This window comes from Thalassotalea algicola, from assembly GCF_012932965.1.
GTDB classification, from domain to species: Bacteria; Pseudomonadota; Gammaproteobacteria; order Enterobacterales; family Alteromonadaceae; genus Thalassotalea_F; species Thalassotalea_F algicola.
In genome coordinates this window covers 88,516-107,731 of record NZ_JABBXH010000003.1, presented here as the reverse complement: position 1 = coordinate 107,731, position 19,216 = coordinate 88,516, and the positions used below count along the sequence as shown (strand labels likewise).

Sequence of the window (19,216 nt, the reverse complement as noted above, 5' to 3'; positions counted from 1 at the left end):
TCAACCTTACTCTTGATAACGATGCTGACGCATATACATTAAACCGAGAAAAAACAGGCTACCAAAAAGGCCGGTAATTATACCCACGGGCAATTCTTGATTAGCAAGTAATAGCCGTGAAAGCACATCAACCCATACCATAAACAATCCACCTAACAAGCAGACTAACACTGGCGTTAATGGTTGAGCTTGTGAAATAAAAAATCTAACGACATGAGGAATCATTAAGCCGACAAAACCAATCCCTCCGCACACCGAAACTAAACTTGCCGTCAGCAATGAACTAAGTAATAACATTAACAAACGAAATCGACGTACATTCACGCCAAGCGTTATCGCGCTTTCATCGCCAAGTAATAACGCAGTAAATTGTCGTCTTAAGCATAAAATACTCAACAATACTGTCACCAACAAAATGCCGGGTAGCACTAAGTGCGGCCATTGGGCTCGAGAAAAACTGCCCATAGTCCAAAATAATACGGCGCTGATGGCTTGGGGGTCGCTCCAATATAGAGTAACGCTCGTTATCGCACTAAATAGAAAGGATAGGGCTACACCGGCCAGCAGCATTGACTCTACTTGCTTAGCAACGGCGGTACCTGATACTGCTAAAAGCAATGCCATTGCTACTAGGCTACCAATGAATGCCGCCACAGATAACGATAACTGAGCGACATGAAAAATACCGGCACCAGAGAAAGCAACAAACAACACCACACCTACCGCAGCGCCAGAAGAAATACCAAACAAATAAGGATCCGCCAAAGGGTTTCGTGTCACGGTTTGTAACATCAATCCTGCGACAGCTAAGCCGCCACCAGCAATAAAGGCCAATAAGGTTCGAGGCATTCTGAGCTGCCAAATAATTTGCTCAACAAATGGCTCACTACCTGACAAGCGAAGTGCACCAAGCGTTTGTAATAAATTGATATCCGCAGCGCCAAACGCTAAGGCAGATAGAATCGATAGACCGCTCAATAGTATTAAGGACACTAGTGCGATAACAGGAGAAAGTTTATTCATCACCTTGCTCCTTTTCGCTATAGAAATAAGTTATATGAGGTGCCTTATTTTGCGGGTGCGGTTTGATATCACTGTTTACACCAAAAACTTCATGAAGCAATGCGCAATCAATCACATCATTGGGGGTTCCATTTGCCACTAAACGGCCTTGATTAAGCACGAGTAATCGATCACAAAACACGCTAGCTAAATTCAAATCATGAAATGAAGCGAGCACTGTTATGCCTAAAGATTTTGCCAATTCAATAATTTGAATTTGATACTTTATGTCCAAATGGCTTGTTGGCTCATCCATAATCAATAATTGCGGCTGTTGCACTATGGCGCGAGCAATTAGTACCCGTTGCTTTTCACCTCCTGACAGCTGCTCAAATGCTTGACATTTTTTCTCAGACATAGAGACTTTTTCTATGGCTTGCTCAACAAGGTACTTTTCTTTTTCGCTGGTTCGGTGCCAAATAGACGTGTTGGGTAGTAAACCTAAACTGACTACGTCACTTACCGACAAATTAAAGTGACTAGGTGTTTCTTGCAATACAACCGCTAGCTGCTTTGCATATTCCTGCTGACTTATCTGCCAAATGCTTTTACCAGAGTATTCTATTTGCCCTTTTGACGGTTCAATATAACGGTAAATACACCTTAACAAACTCGATTTACCCGCACCATTAGGTCCGAGTAAACCAACAAATTCACCGGGTTCAATTGAAAAAGAGATGTTCTCAAGAATATTTTGTCGATTCGCCAACCACCACAAATTCGTTACCGACAATTGCGGCAAACTAACCGTTTCATTGGTGCTGTTATATATACTTTTTTGACTGGCCAATGCTACTACCATTGCTCTACAGTGAAGCTAAAGCATCACAGAAAGGCGGAAAAACGCATAGCAAAGCTCGACTAATTTAATAATCGATAAGACAATGCTCGAGTATTCCCGCTCGACTTGTTAAAACTGGTAATTAACCTTTGGTATCCTGACTTACAGCATCTCGACGTATTCCTTCCCAGCCTTTTAAAAGCCAGTGGACTTCCTTACGAAAATACGTTGCTCTGTTTACAGTTGCGGGTACAGTTGAGGATTCTCACCTCATTCCCAAGCGTTAATCGTGTAGAGCAATTATCAAGGTTGGCAAAAAAAAAGCAAGCACAACAAGGTAATAAGTTATGCCTGCTTTTATCACTTATTTTAGTGCGTGTATTATTTACGCTTTATCAAACCTACAGCCAGCAGACCTAATAACCAAAATAAACTACCGCCACCAGAGGAGCCTCCACCATTTTCTGTAGGCGGCTCTGGTTCAGGTGCCGGACCCGGATCGATTGGCGCATACAATTGACGACCGTCATCAATTAAGCGCATTGACTGGTCGACACCTCCTAAATCACTTGTCGACTCACCAGCGGTATCTTCTAAATTTATCCAGTGACCATTTTGCCAATCAACAACCGTTGCGGGGTTGGTATCTAATTGTTGCCCTACCATATCGACAACGTTAACTTTTAGGCTTAGCAACTGACTTGTAGACCAATCAAAGTCACTTGGCATAGTAATAGTTACCTGATATGTATCAGTTTTATAATGATTAAAGCCTGACGTTAACCACTGGCCTTCACTAGTATCAATCGCAATATCACTTTCACCACTTCCTGTATCTAACAGCCAAGCCAACCCCATTCCATTGGCTTGAGATGAACTATTGAAATCAACTGTGTTATCGCCTTCAATTGCCCGCATCGGTTTATTAAAAACCAGAGACAACTGATAAGCTGAGCCAGCTTGCAATTCGCCACTAGTAATGACTTCTAACGTTCGAGTACCATCGCCATTTAGCTGCCAGCCTTGTTCAATAACAGTACCACTATCATCACTAAGCTTTATCGTTTGTAAAAATGGCTGAGCACTGATCATATAAAGGCCAGCGACAGCAGCTGCGGCCGTTTCTTTACGCATCCTATCAACTTCAGCATTTGGCAAAATAAAGCCATCATGAGAAACACCAAAACCACCATATTCAACAGTTGAATCTGCGGGTTCAATTTCTAACGTATAAGAAGGTATTTGATAGGTATTGGCGAAATACTCATCCGTGGCGCCTATACCTCCGCCTGCAGAAGACGGGCTATAGCGGTATTTATGACCATTGACCGCTCGCATCGTATTCGCTACCCGACCTGTAATTGTATTCCGGCGATCATTAGTGGTAGATGGCGCAAAATAAACTTGGGTAAATGAATGTGTATCAGTATAAAAACGTAACCTATCTTCACCTGCAAAAACAGCAGCCTGTTGTAACGCTTGGGTTTCTGGTTCTGATGCTGGACCCGAACCATGATGAACGATCGAATTAACATCATCAGAACTTCTATCAGGGTTTGTTGCCCAATATGGAGCGTTGTTGCGGTTTAAATCTATACCACCTAAATTGTCACCCGTGGTCGATAGAGATTCATCAACATTACGCATATTTTTGCGACGCATTCGGCCATCACGTGGCTGAGCTTCTGATTGCGTAACCGTTTCAGGAAAACGTTGAGTCTGTATAAAACCGTCAATATTGAGCACGGGAATTACGACTAGATTCAAGTTTTCCAAAAGGTATTGGTTGATATGTTGATCGTCTTGCCCAGCAAACAACGTTTCCATATAGCCGGTTACAGCTTCAGGTGTTTGCCATTCTCGCGCATGAATACCGCCATTAATTAATGCGCTTCCTTCTGGTTCACCATTATGAGTAGTATCATTTTGATCTGACAACTGATAAGCCATAATTGCACGGTTGTTAAACGTTTCACCGATTTGCTGCCCTAATATATAGGGCGACTCTGCCGCTAGTTGTTGATGACGTAAATTTAGGCTGTTAAAAGTTCTAAAACCATCAACAGGAGTGAGTGACTCCATTGGCAACGGTACAGGAAAACCAAGCGCAATATTATTGCCAGAGTTGTCATTTTCTGTGTAAGTAAATTCAACCGCCTGTATAGTGAAACTAGTCACCAATAAAGCTAGGCCTAGCTTAAACGTTTTCATAGCTCTGCCTCCTGCAACTGTTGATAAGCAAAAGCTGCTGCTTTGTTTTCTGACTTCTCATTCAATTGCCTAACTAATCGTTTAAGTTCGATATTATTACTTTGGCTAATTGCGCTGGCTGCTAGCCATGCAGATTCTTTATTTTTAAGATAAGTAAGTAATACCGAGCGCGCTTTTTCTTCACTGGCATATGTGCGACTTAACCTCATCAATGACATCGACAACAATTTTTCATTGGTGCTGGCTAATGTTAGTAATTCCACCGCCTGCTCTGACGCATAGAGATCCTGAACCTGCCCTAGTTGCTGATAACTAAACTCATCTGTCTTATTACCGAATAACTGCTTAGACATTTGCAGGCTTGGCTTAGCTAAAATCAAGCCAGCTAGGGTACGGTTTGTTAGCTGTGACAGAAACTGTTGATTGAATACGGATTGCTGTAACTGCTCTATACCACTTTCTGAAAGCTGGCTTAATGTATAACTGAATGCTTGTTGCGCTAGTTTATTGTGTTGTTCGAAGTCTTGCCACTGCCATTGATTCGCTAATATTTTAGTAATCTGTAGACTCGAATGTTGTCGAATTTGCCATTGAAAACGCGTTGCTTTAGCTAAACTTGCGATATTAACTAGCGTCATTACCTGCTCTGGGTGGTCAGGGTTTGTACCAGTTAATACCAACTTAGAATTTAATTGTTGTTCTACCCAAACCTGTTGTTGTTTAGTTGGCGTTTTGTTCGCCAGCAACTTAAGCGCTTTAGCCCGAATCATAACTTGTTGCTGTTGCGGTAATAGCTTTATTTGATGGTCAAGCTGAACAGGGTCGTTGATGAGTAAAGGAAGCCGTTCGATTAACTGCTGCTCTATGGCACCAGAATAACCACCAAATGGCGTAGCATGTATGTTTGAGCTTACCAATGCCACTACAAACACACTGATAATGTTAATTCGTTTTACTAATGTAAATTGCATTAAAAATCCTATTTTTTAACAGGCTTATTTAACTTTACATCAATAAACCTTAACCTTTGTCGTTTGCAAAGTTTTGTTACACTCTATTGGCTATCCGTTTTATCTAAAGCATCGGCTATGTTTTGCGGGTTAGCTACATTGAGCCAAACTTTGTCAACAGGTTCGTTAAGCGACCCCATCATAGCCACATAGATTTGAGGTTGAGTAAAAACAAGCTCTATATTGGCTTTATCCCCTTTCCCCATCATCAACTGCTCTTTATTATCTTTTTTATTGAATTGGCCAATATTAACCGCTGCAATATCTGATGTATTTACACTTAAAAAGTTCAAAAATGCACCATTAATCATCAACTTTTCTTCATTTTGATAAATAGAATAATGCTTAGACACACGATGGTTAGCGGTAATTAGTATGATGGAATAGAAAAATAGACTGGCAACAATAACTGCAGCAATTTCACTCCATCCGACTAAAGCTTGATAACTAATAACACCGGCAATAAAAAATACGGCAATCATACTGAGCCAGTGCCAGCGATTAGAAGACATGAGTTTTAATGCAGTTAATGCTTCAGGGTGATTACGACTAAATCGTGGGAAAGTGTAATACCAGCTGGCAGGCTCCCAAGAAAGAGGCAATGCTGCGGTCAGCTTTTTATCATCATTTTTATATTTATCAAAGGTATGTACTCTAGGATCACCCGATAGACTGCGCGCTTGCCAAAGCCCTTTGATAATTGTCACCATCAGATACAACTCAACAATCAACAATATGGCAATTATTGGGTAACGAACATAAGTAATGAATTCAAAATACTCAGCGATATTACTTGGAAAGCTATAGCGCGCACACAAGCACGCCAAGGAAAATACAATTAATATTTTCCACGGCTTTTGCTTCCCCGATTTAATAACCCATAACCAATACAAAACAGGCAATAAAACAAAATAACCACCAACGGCTAATGCTAACGGCCAAGTTGCAATTAAGCCTTCATTAAGTGGTAATGATTCAGGCAATAACTGGAAACCAAGAGTAAAAACTACAATGGCAATTATAAAAAAGTGGAGTCGTTTTTTAGCTGAAGTACGCATTGGCTCTTCCATGAAATGGTTTGATAGCCTTATAGTCAAACAATGCGCCAATTTATTACAAAATTTTTTGAATTATTTCGACATATCCACACCACTATTTAAATAAAGTAGCAGCGCAGTCTGGATTGTAAAAAATACCAATCGGAAATTCATGAATCGCCGTTTGTGCAAACTGCAGTTTATCACGAATAGTTTCCTCTACAATTAAACTATCGAGCACAAATTCAGCTGCTGCCCAATAATCTACACGCTTATATAAAAGCATATTCAAGCCTTGTGAAATGCTTTCAACTGGCACAAGCTTCATACCGGCTTCAAGATATTTTTTCGCCACTCTACCATGTTGATTAGATCGTAAAATTGCAACTTTCTTTCCTTTGAGCTCTTCTAGTGAATTCCATCTAAACTCTGTAGGCTCTCTAAGCCTATATAAACTCAGTTTAACTTTTTGTTCTGAAAGCGGAATAAAGAATCGTTTTTCAATATCTACTGGCGGATAAAACGACAAACACCATTTACCTGATTGAATCACCATCTGCGCCCTTGCAGGAGGGAGAAATAGTGGTTTCACTTCTTGAATAAAATGCTTTTGCGCATAATCTGACAATAACTGAAAAGTAAATCCATAGTTATCTTGCGCGCTTGTCACAAATGGCGGGTACTCAATAGCAATAACATCGATATGCTGCCCTTTCGCATAAGCAACGGAATAACTAGAAAGCGATAAGTAACCAAAGAGCAATATTAGCCGAATAAAATGAAACACCTACAATCCCTTGCCTATCTGTACGCTCAAACATCATAGCGATGTTTTCCCTAATTAGACAAGCTATTAACTGCCCTAACAGGTACTGGATATTTAAACAGTATCGCTATACACTGTCATTACCAGCACAAATTTAAATGAAAAGAATGAAACTGTATATCGCCGAAAAGCCCAGTTTAGCCAGAGCCATTGTTGACGCACTTCCAAAACCGCACAAGAAGCAGCAAGGTTACATAGAGGTAGGTAATGGTGATATCGTGACTTGGTGCATTGGCCATATTTTGGAGCAAGCAGAGCCAGAAGCTTACGGTGAACAATACAAAAAATGGCAACTAGAAACTCTACCTATTATTCCTGACCGCTGGCACCTAAAACCTAAATATAAAACCAAAAACCAACTTGCCGTTATTCGAAGAATGGTTAAACAAGCCGATGAAATTATTCATGCCGGCGATCCTGATCGCGAAGGACAATTGCTGGTCGATGAAGTGATCGATTATTTAAATATTAGCGACAGTAAGCGCAAATGCATAAAGCGATTACTGATCAGCGATTTAAACTTAACTGCTGTCAAAAAGGCACTAAGCCAGCTAAAAGACAACCAAACTTTTATGCCACTGTCTATTTCTGCATTAGCTCGAAGCAGGGCCGACTGGCTATACGGCATCAATTTAACCCGTGCTTATACCATTCAGGGTAGCAAAGTGGGCTATCAAGGTGTGTTATCTGTCGGTCGTGTACAAACCCCAATATTAGGTTTGGTGGTTAACCGTAACCGAGAAATAGAGCACTTTATTGCCAAACCTTATTTTGAAGTTGATGCTGAAGTTCAAACCAGCGACCAGCAAACTTTTATCGCCAAGTGGCAACCAAGTAAAGCATGTGAGCCATACATGGATGAAGAAGGTAGAATTATAGTTAAATCGTTAGCAGAAAATGTTGTTAGTAGAATTTCGCAGCAAACGGCAAAAGTCACGCAAGTAAATAAAGAGCAAAAATCACAAAATTCACCACTGCCCTACAACTTATCAGCTCTGCAAATTGATGCTGCCAAGCAATATGCAATGAATGCAAAACTCGTGTTAGATGTCTGTCAGGCGCTGTATGAAAAACACAAGCTGATCACCTACCCTCGCTCCGACTGTCGGTATTTACCTAAAGAACATTGGTCGCAAGCCAATACGATAATCAGCCATATCGCAGCCGGTAATTCGCCCATAGCAAAAGCAGCAAAGGATGCAGATATTTCGATAAAAAGCAAAGCTTGGAATGACAAAAAAATCTCAGCACATCACGCAATAGTGCCAACGGAAAAACCGGCGAACAATATCTCCTTGAACAACTTTGAAAAGAACATTTATCAACTTATTTGCAGGCAATATATCGCACAGTTTTATCCTGCATATCGTTATGAACACACTAAAATTTTATTAAACATTGCCGGTGGGTTATTTACTGCAAGTGCTAACGTTCCTAGCCAAATAGGGTGGAAAGTGCTGTTTCAACGAACTGGAGATGAAGAGCGAGAAAACAAAAGCTTACCCAAGGTTGATCAAGGTGAACAACTGCACTGCTTACATGGTCACTTGCTCGAAAAAGAAACGCAACCACCTAAATACTTTACCGACGCAACATTATTGGCAGCAATGACAGGTATTGCTCGATTTGTTCATGACAAACAATTAAAAGCCGTACTTAAAGAAACTGACGGATTAGGCACAGAAGCGACACGAGCAGGCATTATTGATTTGTTATTCAAACGCGGCTTTTTAGTTAGACAAGGTAAACAAATACACGCTACTGATATCGGTAAAGGGTTGATTGATGCACTGCCTGTGCAATGTTCACTACCAGATATGACTGCACACTGGGAGCTAACATTAAATAATATTGCCGAACAAAAAGCCAATTACCAAAGCTTTATGCAACCACTCAATCAAACTTTGCACGAATTAATCCTGCAAGCGGGTGCAACATTGCCAGAATCAATTCGCGGCTTAAAATCCATGAAGAAACCCAGTTTCAAAAAACGAAAACGTCGAACAAAAAAAGCAGCCTAGTCTAATAAAAAATAAGTTAAGCTAATTGCATCTATTTATGAATTAACCACATTTAACTATGGTAGCGCCGCTAAACAAAATAAAAACAAAAATAGCGACAACATTTGCGCTTCTACTGGTAATCGTTTTTTGTTTTATTGGCTTTAGAGTATATAAACTTTACCACAACAAAATCACCTCTATTGCTCCAGAAGTTAATGAAATATCAGGTGCTGAATTTGATAAACATGGCAATTTTTGGGCAATTAATGATGGTGGTGATGGACCATTGCTTTACCATCTAAACAGACAAGGCGAAATTGTACGAACCATAGAAATAACCAATGCCCTAAATAAAGACTGGGAAGATATGACGCAAAATAGCTTCGGTCACTTTTTCATAGGTGACTTTGGCAATAACAGTCGCCAAAGAACTTGGCTTACCGTTTACAAAATTGAAAACCCTATCGATATAAAAACAGCGACAACAACCGCAGAAATAATCAAATTTAAATACCCAATTTTACCTGACGCCATTCATCCAGAGTCAAATGGTAACCATGATGTAGAAGCCTTTGTTTATTACCAAAACTCACTATATTTATTCACCAAAAATAGAACTAAGCCATTTGATGGCAAAACACATCTCTTTAGAATAGGCGATCATGCCGATAATTATGAAGCCAAGTATATTAGCTCTTTCGTTACATGCACTTATATTAAAGAACTTTGCTGGATTACCTCAGCTGCTTTAAGCCCTGATCGTAAAAAACTGGCTTTATTGGATCATCGAACTATATGGCTATTTGAACAATGGCAAGGAAATGACTTTTTCTCCGGAAAAGTCAGAAAAATAGATTTAGGCGTTATTACCCAAAAAGAATCTCTGACTTTTGTCGACAACAATACCTTAGTCTTTACCGATGAAGCATTTAAAGGTATCGGCGGTAATGCTTACCTAATTTCTTTAGATGAACAATCAGCCACCGATAAGATTGACGCTGTTAAGCAAGACTAAGCATTAACATCTACCACAATTCGGCCAGTAACCTCTCCGTTCAGCAATGGTTCGGCGATGTCTAAACACTCTTTTAAGCCAATTTTTGTAGATATTTGCTCGATCATTGATGGCGCTATTAAGTCAGAAAGGCGCTGCCACGCCTCTTCTCGGTCTGCAATTGGTCGCATCACACTATCGATACCAGCCAAAGTAATGCCACGTAAAATAAATGGTGCAACCGTAGCAGGAAAATCCATTCCTTGCGCTAAACCACACGCTGCAACAGTACCACCGTATTTTGTGCTAGCACAGACATTTGCCAAGGTGTGGCTACCCACTGAATCTATTGCGCCGGCCCAACGTTCTTTCATTAGCGGTTTTCCGGGCTCAGACAGCTCGCTTCGGGCAATAATTTCACTCGCACCTAACGAGGTTAAATACGCAAATTGAGCCTCGTCACCTGTACTGGCTACTACTCGGTATCCAAGTTTATTTAACAGCCCTATCGCGAAACTTCCTACGCCACCAGTAGCACCAGTGACTAAAACATCTCCATTTTGTGGTGAAACCCCATTTTGCTCTAGTGCTAAAACACAAAGCATTGCCGTATATCCTGCTGTACCAATAGCCATTGCCGTGTATGGAGATATATTGTTTGGTAGCTTAATCAGCCATTCCCCTTTTAACCGCGCTTTTTGCGCTAGTCCTCCCATATGACTTTCACCAACGCCAAAACCGTTTAAAAGTACCAAGTCCCCGGCCTTGAAATTACCATTGCTACTTTGTTCAACTTTACCTACTAAATCGATGCCCGGTATCATAGGGAATTGTCTAACAACTGGTGCTTGACCAGTTATAGCTAGGGCATCTTTATAGTTAATCGTACTGTATTCAACATTTACCAGCACATCGCCTTCAGGTAAGTCGATGACGTCCAATTCAGATAATATTGAATGATACTGCTCGGACTCTTTGTTAATAACAATTGCGTTAAACATAGCTTGGCCTTATTGAGAAATAAGTCATCACCCTAACAACTTCGCTACAACCTGCCTATTCGACCAAAGTAAAACAAAAGCAAATTCATGAGTTCGATCAATAAACTAACGTAAATCCATATTGCTTTAACTAACGCAATAAATCATAGTTTAACTATCGCCTTTTAAACTAATCCAATAATGAGAAAGCAATTAATTTCACTTTTCTGTTTCCTGCTTTCAATAAGTAGCTACGCGAATACGGTTTCCATTCGCGCGGATTATTGGTACCCAATGAACGGCAAGCCTGGGAGTGAAAATCCGGGCTACATGATTGAGTTTGCTCGTTTAATATTTGGCCGTCATGGATATGACATTGACTATCAACTTATGCCTTGGCAACGAGCCGTGACAGAAACAGAAGCCGGTAAGTTTGACTGTGTCGTTGGTGCCTACCATGACGATGCACCTAGCTTTGTGTTTCCTAAAGAGAGCTGGGGCCGAGTAACTACTGCCATATATGTGCGTGACGAAGACGAGTTTATTTATACAGATATCGATTCTTTAACAAATCGAACCATTGGCATAATTGAAGGGTATGCTTACAGTGCCGAAGATATCAATAAAGCAATTGAATTAAATGAATATAAATTTTCAGCTGTAACGGGCGCAGAGCCGCTGTCTGCAAACATTCAAAAGTTACTGCATGGCCGTATTGATACCATTATTGAAAACCCAGCCGTAATGTCGGTGACCATGCATGAACTGAACCTTAGCGGAAAAATAAAGCTCGCAGGCTATGTAGGCCAGCCTTCCAATATGTATATTGCATGCTCACCAGCAAATAAAAAGTCACTTAATCTGATTAAAATTGTCGACGAAGGCACTAAAACGTTAAGACGTTCTGGCGAACTACAGCAAATACTGCAAAATTACGGACTTAATGATTGGCAAAAGAACTAGTCATGCTTAATTAACAGGTAATTCCGTGGTGTATTTAATTTGCTCCATCGCAAAATTGGTGGTGACGTTAGCAATATCTACATTTGACACCAACTTTTTATAAAACAAATCATAAGCCTTCATATCTTTAACTAACACTTTAAGCATATAGTCGTATTCACCGCTCATACGATAAAATTCAGTTACCTCGTCAAGTGAACTCGCATGCTCTGCAAAAGCATTTAACCAATTTGATTCATGGCTTGTCGTCTTCACCAAGACAAAGGCAGTCATATGCAATCCTAAAGACTCGGCATCAGCTAAGGCAACTCGTTTAATGATCACCCCTTGTTGCTCAAGCCGTTGAATTCTTTTCCAACAAGGTGTCGTACTTAAGCCTATGCGTTCCGCAATTTCAGAAACTGACAGTGTCGCATCCTGCTGAAGCAGTCTTACAATCTCTTTATCAAGCCTATCCAAAATTAAATTCCTACCAATCACCTATTTTATAGAAATATATTCTCACTCAGTATCATTTTAAAGCATTATTTGAAAATTATTTTCCTCAAAGTTCGGTGATAATGTTTTCAGACTAATTAGGAGATGCCGAATGAACGCTGCCGTATCAAACACCCTGCTTAATAGCGAGCATGAGTACTTTCAACAAAATAAAATTTATGACGATATTACCCAAACCATTGGTAATACACCGATTATCCGCCTAAGTCGATTACAAAAAGCTTTTAACGTACAAGCAGACATCTTGGCCAAAGTTGAATACTTTAATCCTGCTGGCTCAATTAAAGATCGTCCAGCAAAAGCTATGATTGATGCGCTTATGCGTTCAGAGCAGTTTACAGAAAGTACAGAAATTATAGAGGCGACATCAGGGAATAATGGCGTAGCCTGTGCATGGATTTGTGCCATACGTGGCATTCCATTAACCATAGTGATCCCTGAACATATGTCGATAGAGCGCCGCCGTCTAATTAAACATTATGGTGCTACAGTAGTTACAACGCCAAAAGAATTAGGAACGAAAGGAGCGATTGATAAAGCAAAAGCTATGATTGCCGAGCGACCAAATGCTGTAATGCTGGATCAATTTGGCAATGAAGCAAACCCTATCATGCACTTTAATAGCACTGCACAAGAAATTTGGCGAGACACCAACGGTGATGTTGATATTGTTGTCGCTGGCATAGGCACTGGCGGCACTATCACAGGTATTGCCCAAGCATTAAAAGCAAAGAATCCAGATATTCAAATTATTGCTGTTGAGCCAGCTTCTTGCCCCGTACTTACAGAAGGTCGTAGCGGTGTTCATAAGATACAAGGGTTGAGCTCTGGTCACATTCCTGATGTATTAGACACTGACATTTTAGATGAAGTCATCGCGATAACTGATGAAGACGCGATTAACTATGCGCGAGAATTAGCAATTAAAGAAGCATTGCCTGTTGGTATTTCGTCAGGTGCAGCTGCTTGCGCGTCAATACAGGTTGGCCAACGCCCCGAAAATTCAGGTAAGAAAATTGTCACCATATTGGCTGACACTGCCGAACGTTATTTTAGTACAGAATTATTTGAAGCGTAACGAATGGCGTAATGTCAACGCAATAAAATTGAATAAGGTGCCGACGTTCCAATTACCTTTATCGGCACCATGTTCAAATTCACTTTAGTGAAATAATCCCCTAATATAACCAATATCAAATAACCATCAACCACCGACCTATTAAAGCTACCCTCACATATAACTGACTTTAATAACTTCAGGTATAAATAGTGTCTATACTGATTCATTCTAGGCACATCAATTACCTATAATTTTTGAAATACCAATACCTACCATCCCAGTTTAACTAATACTTCTGTCGTGTTTGGTCTTTGCAATGTTCTGTCAAAAATTATTATTGATAACGCTTGGTTGGTGAACTATTCAGGAAATAATGTACTATCGATCACAGCTAACTAAATAAGAAATAAAATGATTAAAAATTTTCTAGGTTGTTTAATAGTATTTTTATTAACTGGGTGCGTAACTACGGATGTGGATAAAAGCTCGGTCATTAGATTCAACCCCTTTAAAAACAAAGAGGAAGTTATTTTTTATCATCAGGATTTTACTCATCAACATAAAACCAATCATATGGCAGAGGCAATTGGTCACCATGGAGCGACGGCATCTAGCACGACGGCTGGCAACGTCTATCAAAATAAAGTTTCATTAACCTCAGGAAAGGCGACTAAAAAGCGGATACCCCCTAACGCATTTTTTGTATCAAAGATGCTTTCTAATGACAAACTCCAAAATTGCTCTACGCGATATGAGAATCAGAATTTTATTGCGCAAATTTGTTTTGATAATAGTGAACGTTATTACGTAGTCATTGATAAAAGTTCGCAATCTATTTCCTGTAAAATGACATTAGATGCAAAAGCTATTTTCGGGAAAGAAAATAAGCTATTTGAAAACTCTTCATTAAATTCAAATATATCAGAAGATGGAAAATCAATTTACCTGTATTCCTTTGTAAGAGCTTTTGGCCGTTCAAATGGGAGTGTTCATTACCCTGGCTATATCGTTTCTAAAAATTGCGATACGTTCCAACACGTTATTTTAGAGGGATTTCCGAATCATGAGGTAGTTAGAGTTAGGGAACAGGAAGATGGTTTAGTCTTTTTAAAATCATACGGCATGTATGTTCGATATAACAACGATGACAAAAGTATTAATAAATTCAAGCCAGTACTACGCTCCTCTCATATTTATATTGACGATAAGCATTACATCGCAGTCAATCACGGAGATAACACCTTGAATTTAGAAATCATAAACCACGACTCGGGAGAGGGCAGAATAATAGAGATAAATCCCTAAATAAAATCTATAAGCTTTGGAAGCAGCAAGCAATTGATAAGAAACGCCCTTCTTTCGACGTCTGTAGTTCGTTCCCTATCGAACTTCGCATATGTGCCAATAGCGGACGATTGTAACGCCCGCATAACGGGCAAATGCTGGTTGGCTATAATCCGAAGCGCAGCGTAGGAGCCAACCAGTATTTGTCCATTTGATGCACTTGTTTTGGTTTTTCTTTATCTCCAATAGCTCCATCCAATTGAATAAGGTCCTAATTCATATTTCCCTCATTAACGCTAGCTAGCACAAATAACTAGAGAGTTGCCTGTTATACTCAGTTTAAGTTTTCAACAAGACTTGGATTGCAAAGTACATCTAAGTACAGTGCATATCGATTGCCTCTTAACTTCTTATTGTCAAAGTTATAGTGGCGAGCAAAGTCAGAGGAATATACGTTAACTAAATTTTCTTTTATAGCGAAATGATGTGACTCGTGAACGCTATCATCGAGACCGCGATCCATATAACCATTTAGCATTATATCTTCGTCATTGTAGATTGTTACCGCGCTCCAGCGAACGGGCCGCGTATACGTAGAGTGCTCTGTTACCTCTATATACTCTGACGACTCTTTACCACGATATTGAACCATGATTGGATAAGACAGTTCTTTCACAACGCGGCTATTTATGTCTGGGGTTGCATACAGATTAAAAAGCGTGCCTGTATTGCCATCAGTGTCGCCTGCTATCCAAACACAGCGATCACCTCTGTAAAAATGGGTGAAGTTACTAAGGTACTGGCGAAATCCAAAGTCCTTAATTACTTGGGTATTAAGGAGGTTACTCACAAAAAAATAAATAAAGGCACAAAGCACGATCAATAGGATTGATATCCCAGTACCTGTTCTGCGTTGAAGCCACTCTTTTTCGCTATAAACGGTAAAGGTACCATCGTTGTTGTCTTTCACTATTTTTGGCATTTGTACGTATATATCCTTTACTGGAACAGCGATAAGATTTCGACTAACGGCAGCGTAATACCGTCCGGAAGGTCAAAGTCAAAAATACAGGCCACTCTCTATCAGTAACCATAACGCCCTGTTAAGGGGCTGATTAATGTTTGGCTAAAATGTGTAGCGAAGCGAAACTGAGCCAAACGTTAGCAGTCCCGCACTTAAACAGCTTGTTATACGTGATTAGCTCCCAAGCATCTTAATCTTGGTTTCTGTAATTAGCTGCGCAACTCTTAAATCATGATTTGGGTTAGAAGACAATCCCATATTTTGGATAATCGCAGTTGATAAATGTTTAGCTATTTTAGATGCGTCTGCATTATCTAAAGCAAGCTTAAACGTGTGTGGCACATAACTATCATATTCGTCATTCCACTGATTATCTCCGTCGTTTACACCAATAGGATCCCATTCTTCCCATAGTATTCTGGCAATTTCTTTATAAAAGCTTTTTTGTTTGGTGCTTAACTGATTCATAGATTACGTATAACGCACCAATATGGGGAAATTTATTGTTGGCTAAAATTGTTGAACGCAGTGAAAACAGCCAACTGTAAATTTTCCTGCTTTATTGCCTTGTTAGGTACACTTATGCACCATAGATTTGCTTAACTTTGTAAGCCACTCATTAATAGTTAAATTATCAGAGCTTGGAAGGTAATCACAGTACAAAGAACCAAGTGACTCAGCAAGTTCAGATTCACTTAGCTCTAAAGCTAGAAATGAGTCCAACTCTTTATGAGTGTGCTTAATTAAATCCTTACTTGAGTTTGAAAGAAATGCATTGAACGCATTTTCAGGAGAACCGAATTCTTCCATAAAATCTTGATGAAAGTAACCACCAAAGAACTGAGATAAGTTACCAAATTTTGAAATATCATCCATGACTATGTCTGTGTACCTAACGCCCGCATAAGGGGCTAAATAATAGTTGGTTAAAATGTGCAGCGAAGCGGAACCCAACCAACTGTTATGTGTCCCGTTGCTTAATGCGCTTGTTAAGTTGCTATACCTAACGATACTTAATCAACTACAGCCATTCCAGGTGGGTAATATGTTATTTCAAAACGAATACCATCTGGATCTTTCATGAACAAAGCAACTCCTCCATCTCTATGCTGGGTTTCTGGAACCAAAAAACCAGCTTCTTTCATTTGCTTTTGTACATCAGTGACAAATTCAGGTGTAGGAGCGCAAAAGCCGATATGGTTCATTCCTGCTCCATAACGTTCGTACTCACTAGTGCCATCTTTAGCTTGATTAAATTGTATGAAAAAACCATCTTCGTCTGTCCATACATAATCCCGTATTTTTTTGAACCCAATTAAATTCAATAGTTTGTCGTAATACGGCATACTTTTTACTAAAGATGAAACCAACAAAGTCATGTGATCAACCTTAAGTGGCATACTAACTCCATTGCAACTTAACGCCCGCATAAGGGGCTAATAATGCTTGGCTATACTTGTGCAGCGAAGCGGAACCGAGCCAAGCGTTAGCAGTCCCTTCACTTAATGCGCTTGTTAGGCGCTACTTTGTAAACTCACCTTTTAATAACTTACCATCAGTTAGACTAATAGTGCATGTAAAGCCTGCAAAATTATGAACAACAACCTGATTAAGTTTTAAATCGAGGCTAGAGAAATTAGTAAAAGCATCTGTACTATTAGTTGTAGGGTTTTCTGCAACCCATAAAGCAGAACCGTCTTGATTTATACAATGAAAATTGCGAGCTACAGAGTTTTGGTTGAACTCTATGTAGTCAAAAATAACTAAAATGTTCTGCCCGAATTCCTTAGCTTCCAAAATTGAGTATGGCAACTCAACAGTGTTTCCATTTATCTCGATTCTATTTTTATTGAACTGAACCATCGAGTACGCCTAACGCCCCATTCAGGGGCTTTTAATAGTTGGTTAAAATAACGAACGCAGTGAGGAAAGCCAACTGTTAAAAGTCCTGCACTGCAATGGCTTGTTAGGTTTATCCTCCTTGACTTGATAAACCACTATAAATTGTCACAAAACACAATATAACTTGCATTAAAAAAGTAAGTACTCCAGCTTTATTTAACTCCCTTGAATATCCCCAAAATGCAAATGAGAATATCGAAAACATACTAACAGCAACGTGTTTTATATGATTACGAAAAAATGACAACTCACCAATCATTTGCTGATTATTTCTAAAAGTGCTTCGAAGCTTTAATTCGTAATTTCCTAGAACAACAAAATATGAAGCTAGAGCAAAGTACATAAGTGTCGTCATGTAGAAACCTAACAATTTAATAGTGCGCAAATAGCGCATATTTCTGATTTGCAATCGCGCACTTTTCTGATTACTACATTATTAACAAACTTACTAAGCTTTTGCTAGATAAGAAAATACTTCAAGACTAATACTGTGGTCTAAGGACTAAAATGCGCAAATGGGTCATTTTCTTGAATATGGGGGAAAGTTGTAAATTCTGGATATAAAAACAGTATCAAATAAAAGTATTTCAATGTCTGCTTGTCGCTCACAACAGAGATTTAGGTTCAGCCAAATTCAAGCCAATAATTGACAACACCATTTGCTGGTCGTACCAGATTAGTTTATAAATAGTTAAACTCAATCAATAAACTGAACAATACAGTGAACGACCTTAACTTAGCAGACAACCTTGCAAAGTGCATTGAAACATCGCTTAAAGAGGGTGTATTAACCATTACCATGAACCAGCCAAATAAACTCAATGGCTGGACAATACCGATGATGGAAGCATTCAAAACAGCACTCGATTTGGCTAATAAAAGTGACAACGTTAAAGCGATAGTTTTTACTGGAACCGGACGTTATTATTCAGCCGGTGTTAACTTAAGCTCTGCCGTTCAACTAATGCATCCAAAAAAACTTCAAGCTGCTATTTTTGAACATAACCTGAATTTGTTTGATACTTTTATTAATGTGGAAAAACCTATTTTAGTAGCTGTTAACGGCCCTGCTATTGGAGCAAGCGTTACTACTGCCACGTTATGTAACTACATTATCGCTGCAGAAGAAGCGACTTTTTCGACACCATTTGCTGCTTTAGGCGTTCCACCAGAAGGTTGTTCAAGTGTGCATTTTCCAAGGTTAATGGGGAGTAAAAACGCTCAGCTAATGCTAGGAGATGTTGGCTGGCGACCAACTGCACAGCAAGGACTATCTATTGGTTTAGTACAAAAAGTTGTCCCCCAGACTGAACTTCAATCAGCAGCATTCAATATCGCAAAAAGCTGGGTTGAAACAGGACAGCAAAGAGCATTCTTAGCAGGTTCAAATAAAGACGAATTAAAACGTACTAATTACATCGAATCTAAAGCATTAGCGAACGCTTTTTTAAGCCGTAAATTTTTACTGAATCAAGCTAAGTTTTTATGGAGTAAGAAGAAATATGGCCTAGCAGCGGCATTCTTTATTGTGACGGGATTACGTCCACTATGGGCAAGACTGCTGTAATCGACAGTAGTTGC

The 19,216-nt window shown here is 39.5% G+C and carries 19 protein-coding genes and 1 riboswitch; of the genes, 6 read left to right on the top strand and 13 right to left on the bottom strand.

What is annotated here, in order from left to right:
• Positions 1 to 6: 6 nt before the first annotated feature.
• The 6 genes from HII17_RS09180 to HII17_RS09155 all read right to left on the bottom strand — a co-directional run bounded on the left by HII17_RS09180 (position 7) and on the right by HII17_RS09155 (position 6,888).
• A complete protein-coding gene (locus HII17_RS09180) occupies positions 7 to 1,023 on the bottom strand; it encodes a FecCD family ABC transporter permease (RefSeq protein ID WP_169075080.1) in 1,017 nt (338 codons plus the stop codon).
• Positions 1,016 to 1,864, bottom strand: a complete 849-nt coding sequence (locus tag HII17_RS09175) for an ABC transporter ATP-binding protein (RefSeq protein ID WP_169075079.1) — start codon at positions 1,862 to 1,864, stop codon at positions 1,016 to 1,018. Before HII17_RS09175 ends, HII17_RS09180 begins: the two co-directional genes overlap by 8 nt.
• 111 nt (positions 1,865 to 1,975) lie before the next feature.
• Positions 1,976 to 2,167, bottom strand: a riboswitch (cobalamin riboswitch).
• A 57-nt stretch (positions 2,168 to 2,224) separates the two neighbouring features.
• Entirely contained in the window at positions 2,225 to 4,054 is a 1,830-nt protein-coding gene (locus tag HII17_RS09170) for a M14 family zinc carboxypeptidase (RefSeq protein ID WP_169075078.1), read from the bottom strand.
• Positions 4,051 to 5,025: a hypothetical protein gene (locus HII17_RS09165; RefSeq protein ID WP_169075077.1), complete on the bottom strand. Its 975-nt coding sequence runs from the start codon at positions 5,023 to 5,025 to the stop codon at positions 4,051 to 4,053. The genes HII17_RS09170 and HII17_RS09165 overlap by 4 nt, the downstream gene beginning before the upstream one ends.
• 83 nt (positions 5,026 to 5,108) lie before the next feature.
• On the bottom strand, positions 5,109 to 6,122 hold the full coding sequence (locus HII17_RS09160; RefSeq protein WP_235938698.1) for a hypothetical protein: 1,014 nt from the start codon (positions 6,120 to 6,122) through the stop codon (positions 5,109 to 5,111).
• A 94-nt stretch (positions 6,123 to 6,216) separates the two neighbouring features.
• Complete coding sequence (locus HII17_RS09155; protein ID WP_169075075.1) at positions 6,217 to 6,888, bottom strand: substrate-binding periplasmic protein; 672 nt, start codon at positions 6,886 to 6,888, stop codon at positions 6,217 to 6,219.
• Positions 6,889 to 7,034: 146 nt separating this feature from the next.
• Between HII17_RS09155 and HII17_RS09150 the strand changes: the two genes are divergently transcribed.
• Together HII17_RS09150 and HII17_RS09145 are read left to right on the top strand one after the other, a co-directional pair.
• Entirely contained in the window at positions 7,035 to 8,948 is a 1,914-nt protein-coding gene (locus HII17_RS09150; protein ID WP_169075074.1) for a DNA topoisomerase III, read from the top strand.
• Positions 8,949 to 9,006: 58 nt separating this feature from the next.
• Complete coding sequence (locus HII17_RS09145; protein WP_211185320.1) at positions 9,007 to 9,945, top strand: SdiA-regulated/phytase-like domain-containing protein; 939 nt, start codon at positions 9,007 to 9,009, stop codon at positions 9,943 to 9,945.
• Here HII17_RS09145 and acuI read toward each other — a convergent pair.
• Positions 9,942 to 10,925 (bottom strand): acrylyl-CoA reductase (NADPH), encoded by a 984-nt coding sequence (acuI, locus tag HII17_RS09140; RefSeq protein ID WP_169075073.1) that lies wholly within the window; start codon positions 10,923 to 10,925, stop codon positions 9,942 to 9,944. The genes HII17_RS09145 and acuI overlap by 4 nt on opposite strands.
• Before the next feature lie 273 nt (positions 10,926 to 11,198).
• On the opposite strand from acuI, the gene HII17_RS09135 reads away from it, so the two are divergent.
• Positions 11,199 to 11,867: a substrate-binding periplasmic protein gene (locus tag HII17_RS09135; RefSeq protein WP_169075072.1), complete on the top strand. Its 669-nt coding sequence runs from the start codon at positions 11,199 to 11,201 to the stop codon at positions 11,865 to 11,867.
• A 6-nt stretch (positions 11,868 to 11,873) separates the two neighbouring features.
• Here HII17_RS09135 and HII17_RS09130 read toward each other — a convergent pair whose 3' ends face one another.
• Complete coding sequence (locus tag HII17_RS09130) at positions 11,874 to 12,326, bottom strand: Lrp/AsnC family transcriptional regulator (protein ID WP_169075071.1); 453 nt, start codon at positions 12,324 to 12,326, stop codon at positions 11,874 to 11,876.
• A 130-nt stretch (positions 12,327 to 12,456) separates the two neighbouring features.
• Between HII17_RS09130 and cysK the strand changes: the two genes are divergently transcribed.
• Positions 12,457 to 13,443 carry a cysteine synthase A gene (gene cysK / locus HII17_RS09125; protein WP_169075070.1) on the top strand — a complete coding sequence of 329 codons (987 nt, stop codon included), beginning with the start codon at positions 12,457 to 12,459 and terminating at the stop codon, positions 13,441 to 13,443.
• Between the two features lie 393 nt (positions 13,444 to 13,836).
• Positions 13,837 to 14,730 (top strand): hypothetical protein, encoded by an 894-nt coding sequence (locus HII17_RS09120; protein WP_169075069.1) that lies wholly within the window; start codon positions 13,837 to 13,839, stop codon positions 14,728 to 14,730.
• A gap of 313 nt (positions 14,731 to 15,043) precedes the next feature.
• Here the strand turns inward: HII17_RS09120 and HII17_RS09115 are convergent, their stop codons facing one another.
• From HII17_RS09115 to HII17_RS09095, 5 genes are all read right to left on the bottom strand, one after another.
• Complete coding sequence (locus HII17_RS09115; RefSeq protein WP_169075068.1) at positions 15,044 to 15,691, bottom strand: hypothetical protein; 648 nt, start codon at positions 15,689 to 15,691, stop codon at positions 15,044 to 15,046.
• A 216-nt stretch (positions 15,692 to 15,907) separates the two neighbouring features.
• Complete coding sequence (locus tag HII17_RS09110; protein WP_169075067.1) at positions 15,908 to 16,201, bottom strand: hypothetical protein; 294 nt, start codon at positions 16,199 to 16,201, stop codon at positions 15,908 to 15,910.
• 102 nt (positions 16,202 to 16,303) lie between these two features.
• Positions 16,304 to 16,609: a contact-dependent growth inhibition system immunity protein gene (locus tag HII17_RS09105; protein WP_169075066.1), complete on the bottom strand. Its 306-nt coding sequence runs from the start codon at positions 16,607 to 16,609 to the stop codon at positions 16,304 to 16,306.
• A gap of 137 nt (positions 16,610 to 16,746) precedes the next feature.
• On the bottom strand, positions 16,747 to 17,133 hold the full coding sequence (locus HII17_RS09100) for a VOC family protein (protein WP_169075065.1): 387 nt from the start codon (positions 17,131 to 17,133) through the stop codon (positions 16,747 to 16,749).
• Positions 17,134 to 17,254: 121 nt separating this feature from the next.
• Positions 17,255 to 17,596: a hypothetical protein gene (locus HII17_RS09095; protein ID WP_169075064.1), complete on the bottom strand. Its 342-nt coding sequence runs from the start codon at positions 17,594 to 17,596 to the stop codon at positions 17,255 to 17,257.
• Positions 17,597 to 18,356: 760 nt separating this feature from the next.
• On the opposite strand from HII17_RS09095, the gene HII17_RS09085 reads away from it, so the two are divergent.
• Positions 18,357 to 19,202: an enoyl-CoA hydratase/isomerase family protein gene (locus HII17_RS09085; protein WP_169075062.1), complete on the top strand. Its 846-nt coding sequence runs from the start codon at positions 18,357 to 18,359 to the stop codon at positions 19,200 to 19,202.
• The last annotated feature ends 14 nt before the right edge of the window (positions 19,203 to 19,216 follow it).

Bases quoted from the DNA above. Each gene is read 5' to 3' on its own strand.
- HII17_RS09180 (WP_169075080.1), bottom strand. From the start codon at position 1,023: ATGAATAAACTTTCTCCTGTTATCGCACTAGTGTCCTTAATACTATTG.
- HII17_RS09150 (WP_169075074.1), top strand. From the start codon at position 7,035: ATGAAACTGTATATCGCCGAAAAGCCCAGTTTAGCCAGAGCCATTGTT.
- HII17_RS09115 (WP_169075068.1), bottom strand. From the start codon at position 15,691: ATGCCAAAAATAGTGAAAGACAACAACGATGGTACCTTTACCGTTTAT.
- cysK (WP_169075070.1), top strand. From the start codon at position 12,457: ATGAACGCTGCCGTATCAAACACCCTGCTTAATAGCGAGCATGAGTAC.
- HII17_RS09160 (WP_235938698.1), bottom strand. From the start codon at position 6,122: ATGCGTACTTCAGCTAAAAAACGACTCCACTTTTTTATAATTGCCATT.
- HII17_RS09110 (WP_169075067.1), bottom strand. From the start codon at position 16,201: ATGAATCAGTTAAGCACCAAACAAAAAAGCTTTTATAAAGAAATTGCC.
- HII17_RS09105 (WP_169075066.1), bottom strand. From the start codon at position 16,609: ATGGATGATATTTCAAAATTTGGTAACTTATCTCAGTTCTTTGGTGGT.
- HII17_RS09135 (WP_169075072.1), top strand. From the start codon at position 11,199: ATGAACGGCAAGCCTGGGAGTGAAAATCCGGGCTACATGATTGAGTTT.
- HII17_RS09175 (WP_169075079.1), bottom strand. From the start codon at position 1,864: ATGGTAGTAGCATTGGCCAGTCAAAAAAGTATATATAACAGCACCAAT.
- HII17_RS09170 (WP_169075078.1), bottom strand. From the start codon at position 4,054: ATGAAAACGTTTAAGCTAGGCCTAGCTTTATTGGTGACTAGTTTCACT.
- HII17_RS09120 (WP_169075069.1), top strand. From the start codon at position 13,837: ATGATTAAAAATTTTCTAGGTTGTTTAATAGTATTTTTATTAACTGGG.
- HII17_RS09100 (WP_169075065.1), bottom strand. From the start codon at position 17,133: ATGCCACTTAAGGTTGATCACATGACTTTGTTGGTTTCATCTTTAGTA.
- HII17_RS09145 (WP_211185320.1), top strand. From the start codon at position 9,007: ATGGTAGCGCCGCTAAACAAAATAAAAACAAAAATAGCGACAACATTT.
- HII17_RS09095 (WP_169075064.1), bottom strand. From the start codon at position 17,596: ATGGTTCAGTTCAATAAAAATAGAATCGAGATAAATGGAAACACTGTT.
- acuI (WP_169075073.1), bottom strand. From the start codon at position 10,925: ATGTTTAACGCAATTGTTATTAACAAAGAGTCCGAGCAGTATCATTCA.
- HII17_RS09165 (WP_169075077.1), bottom strand. From the start codon at position 5,025: ATGCAATTTACATTAGTAAAACGAATTAACATTATCAGTGTGTTTGTA.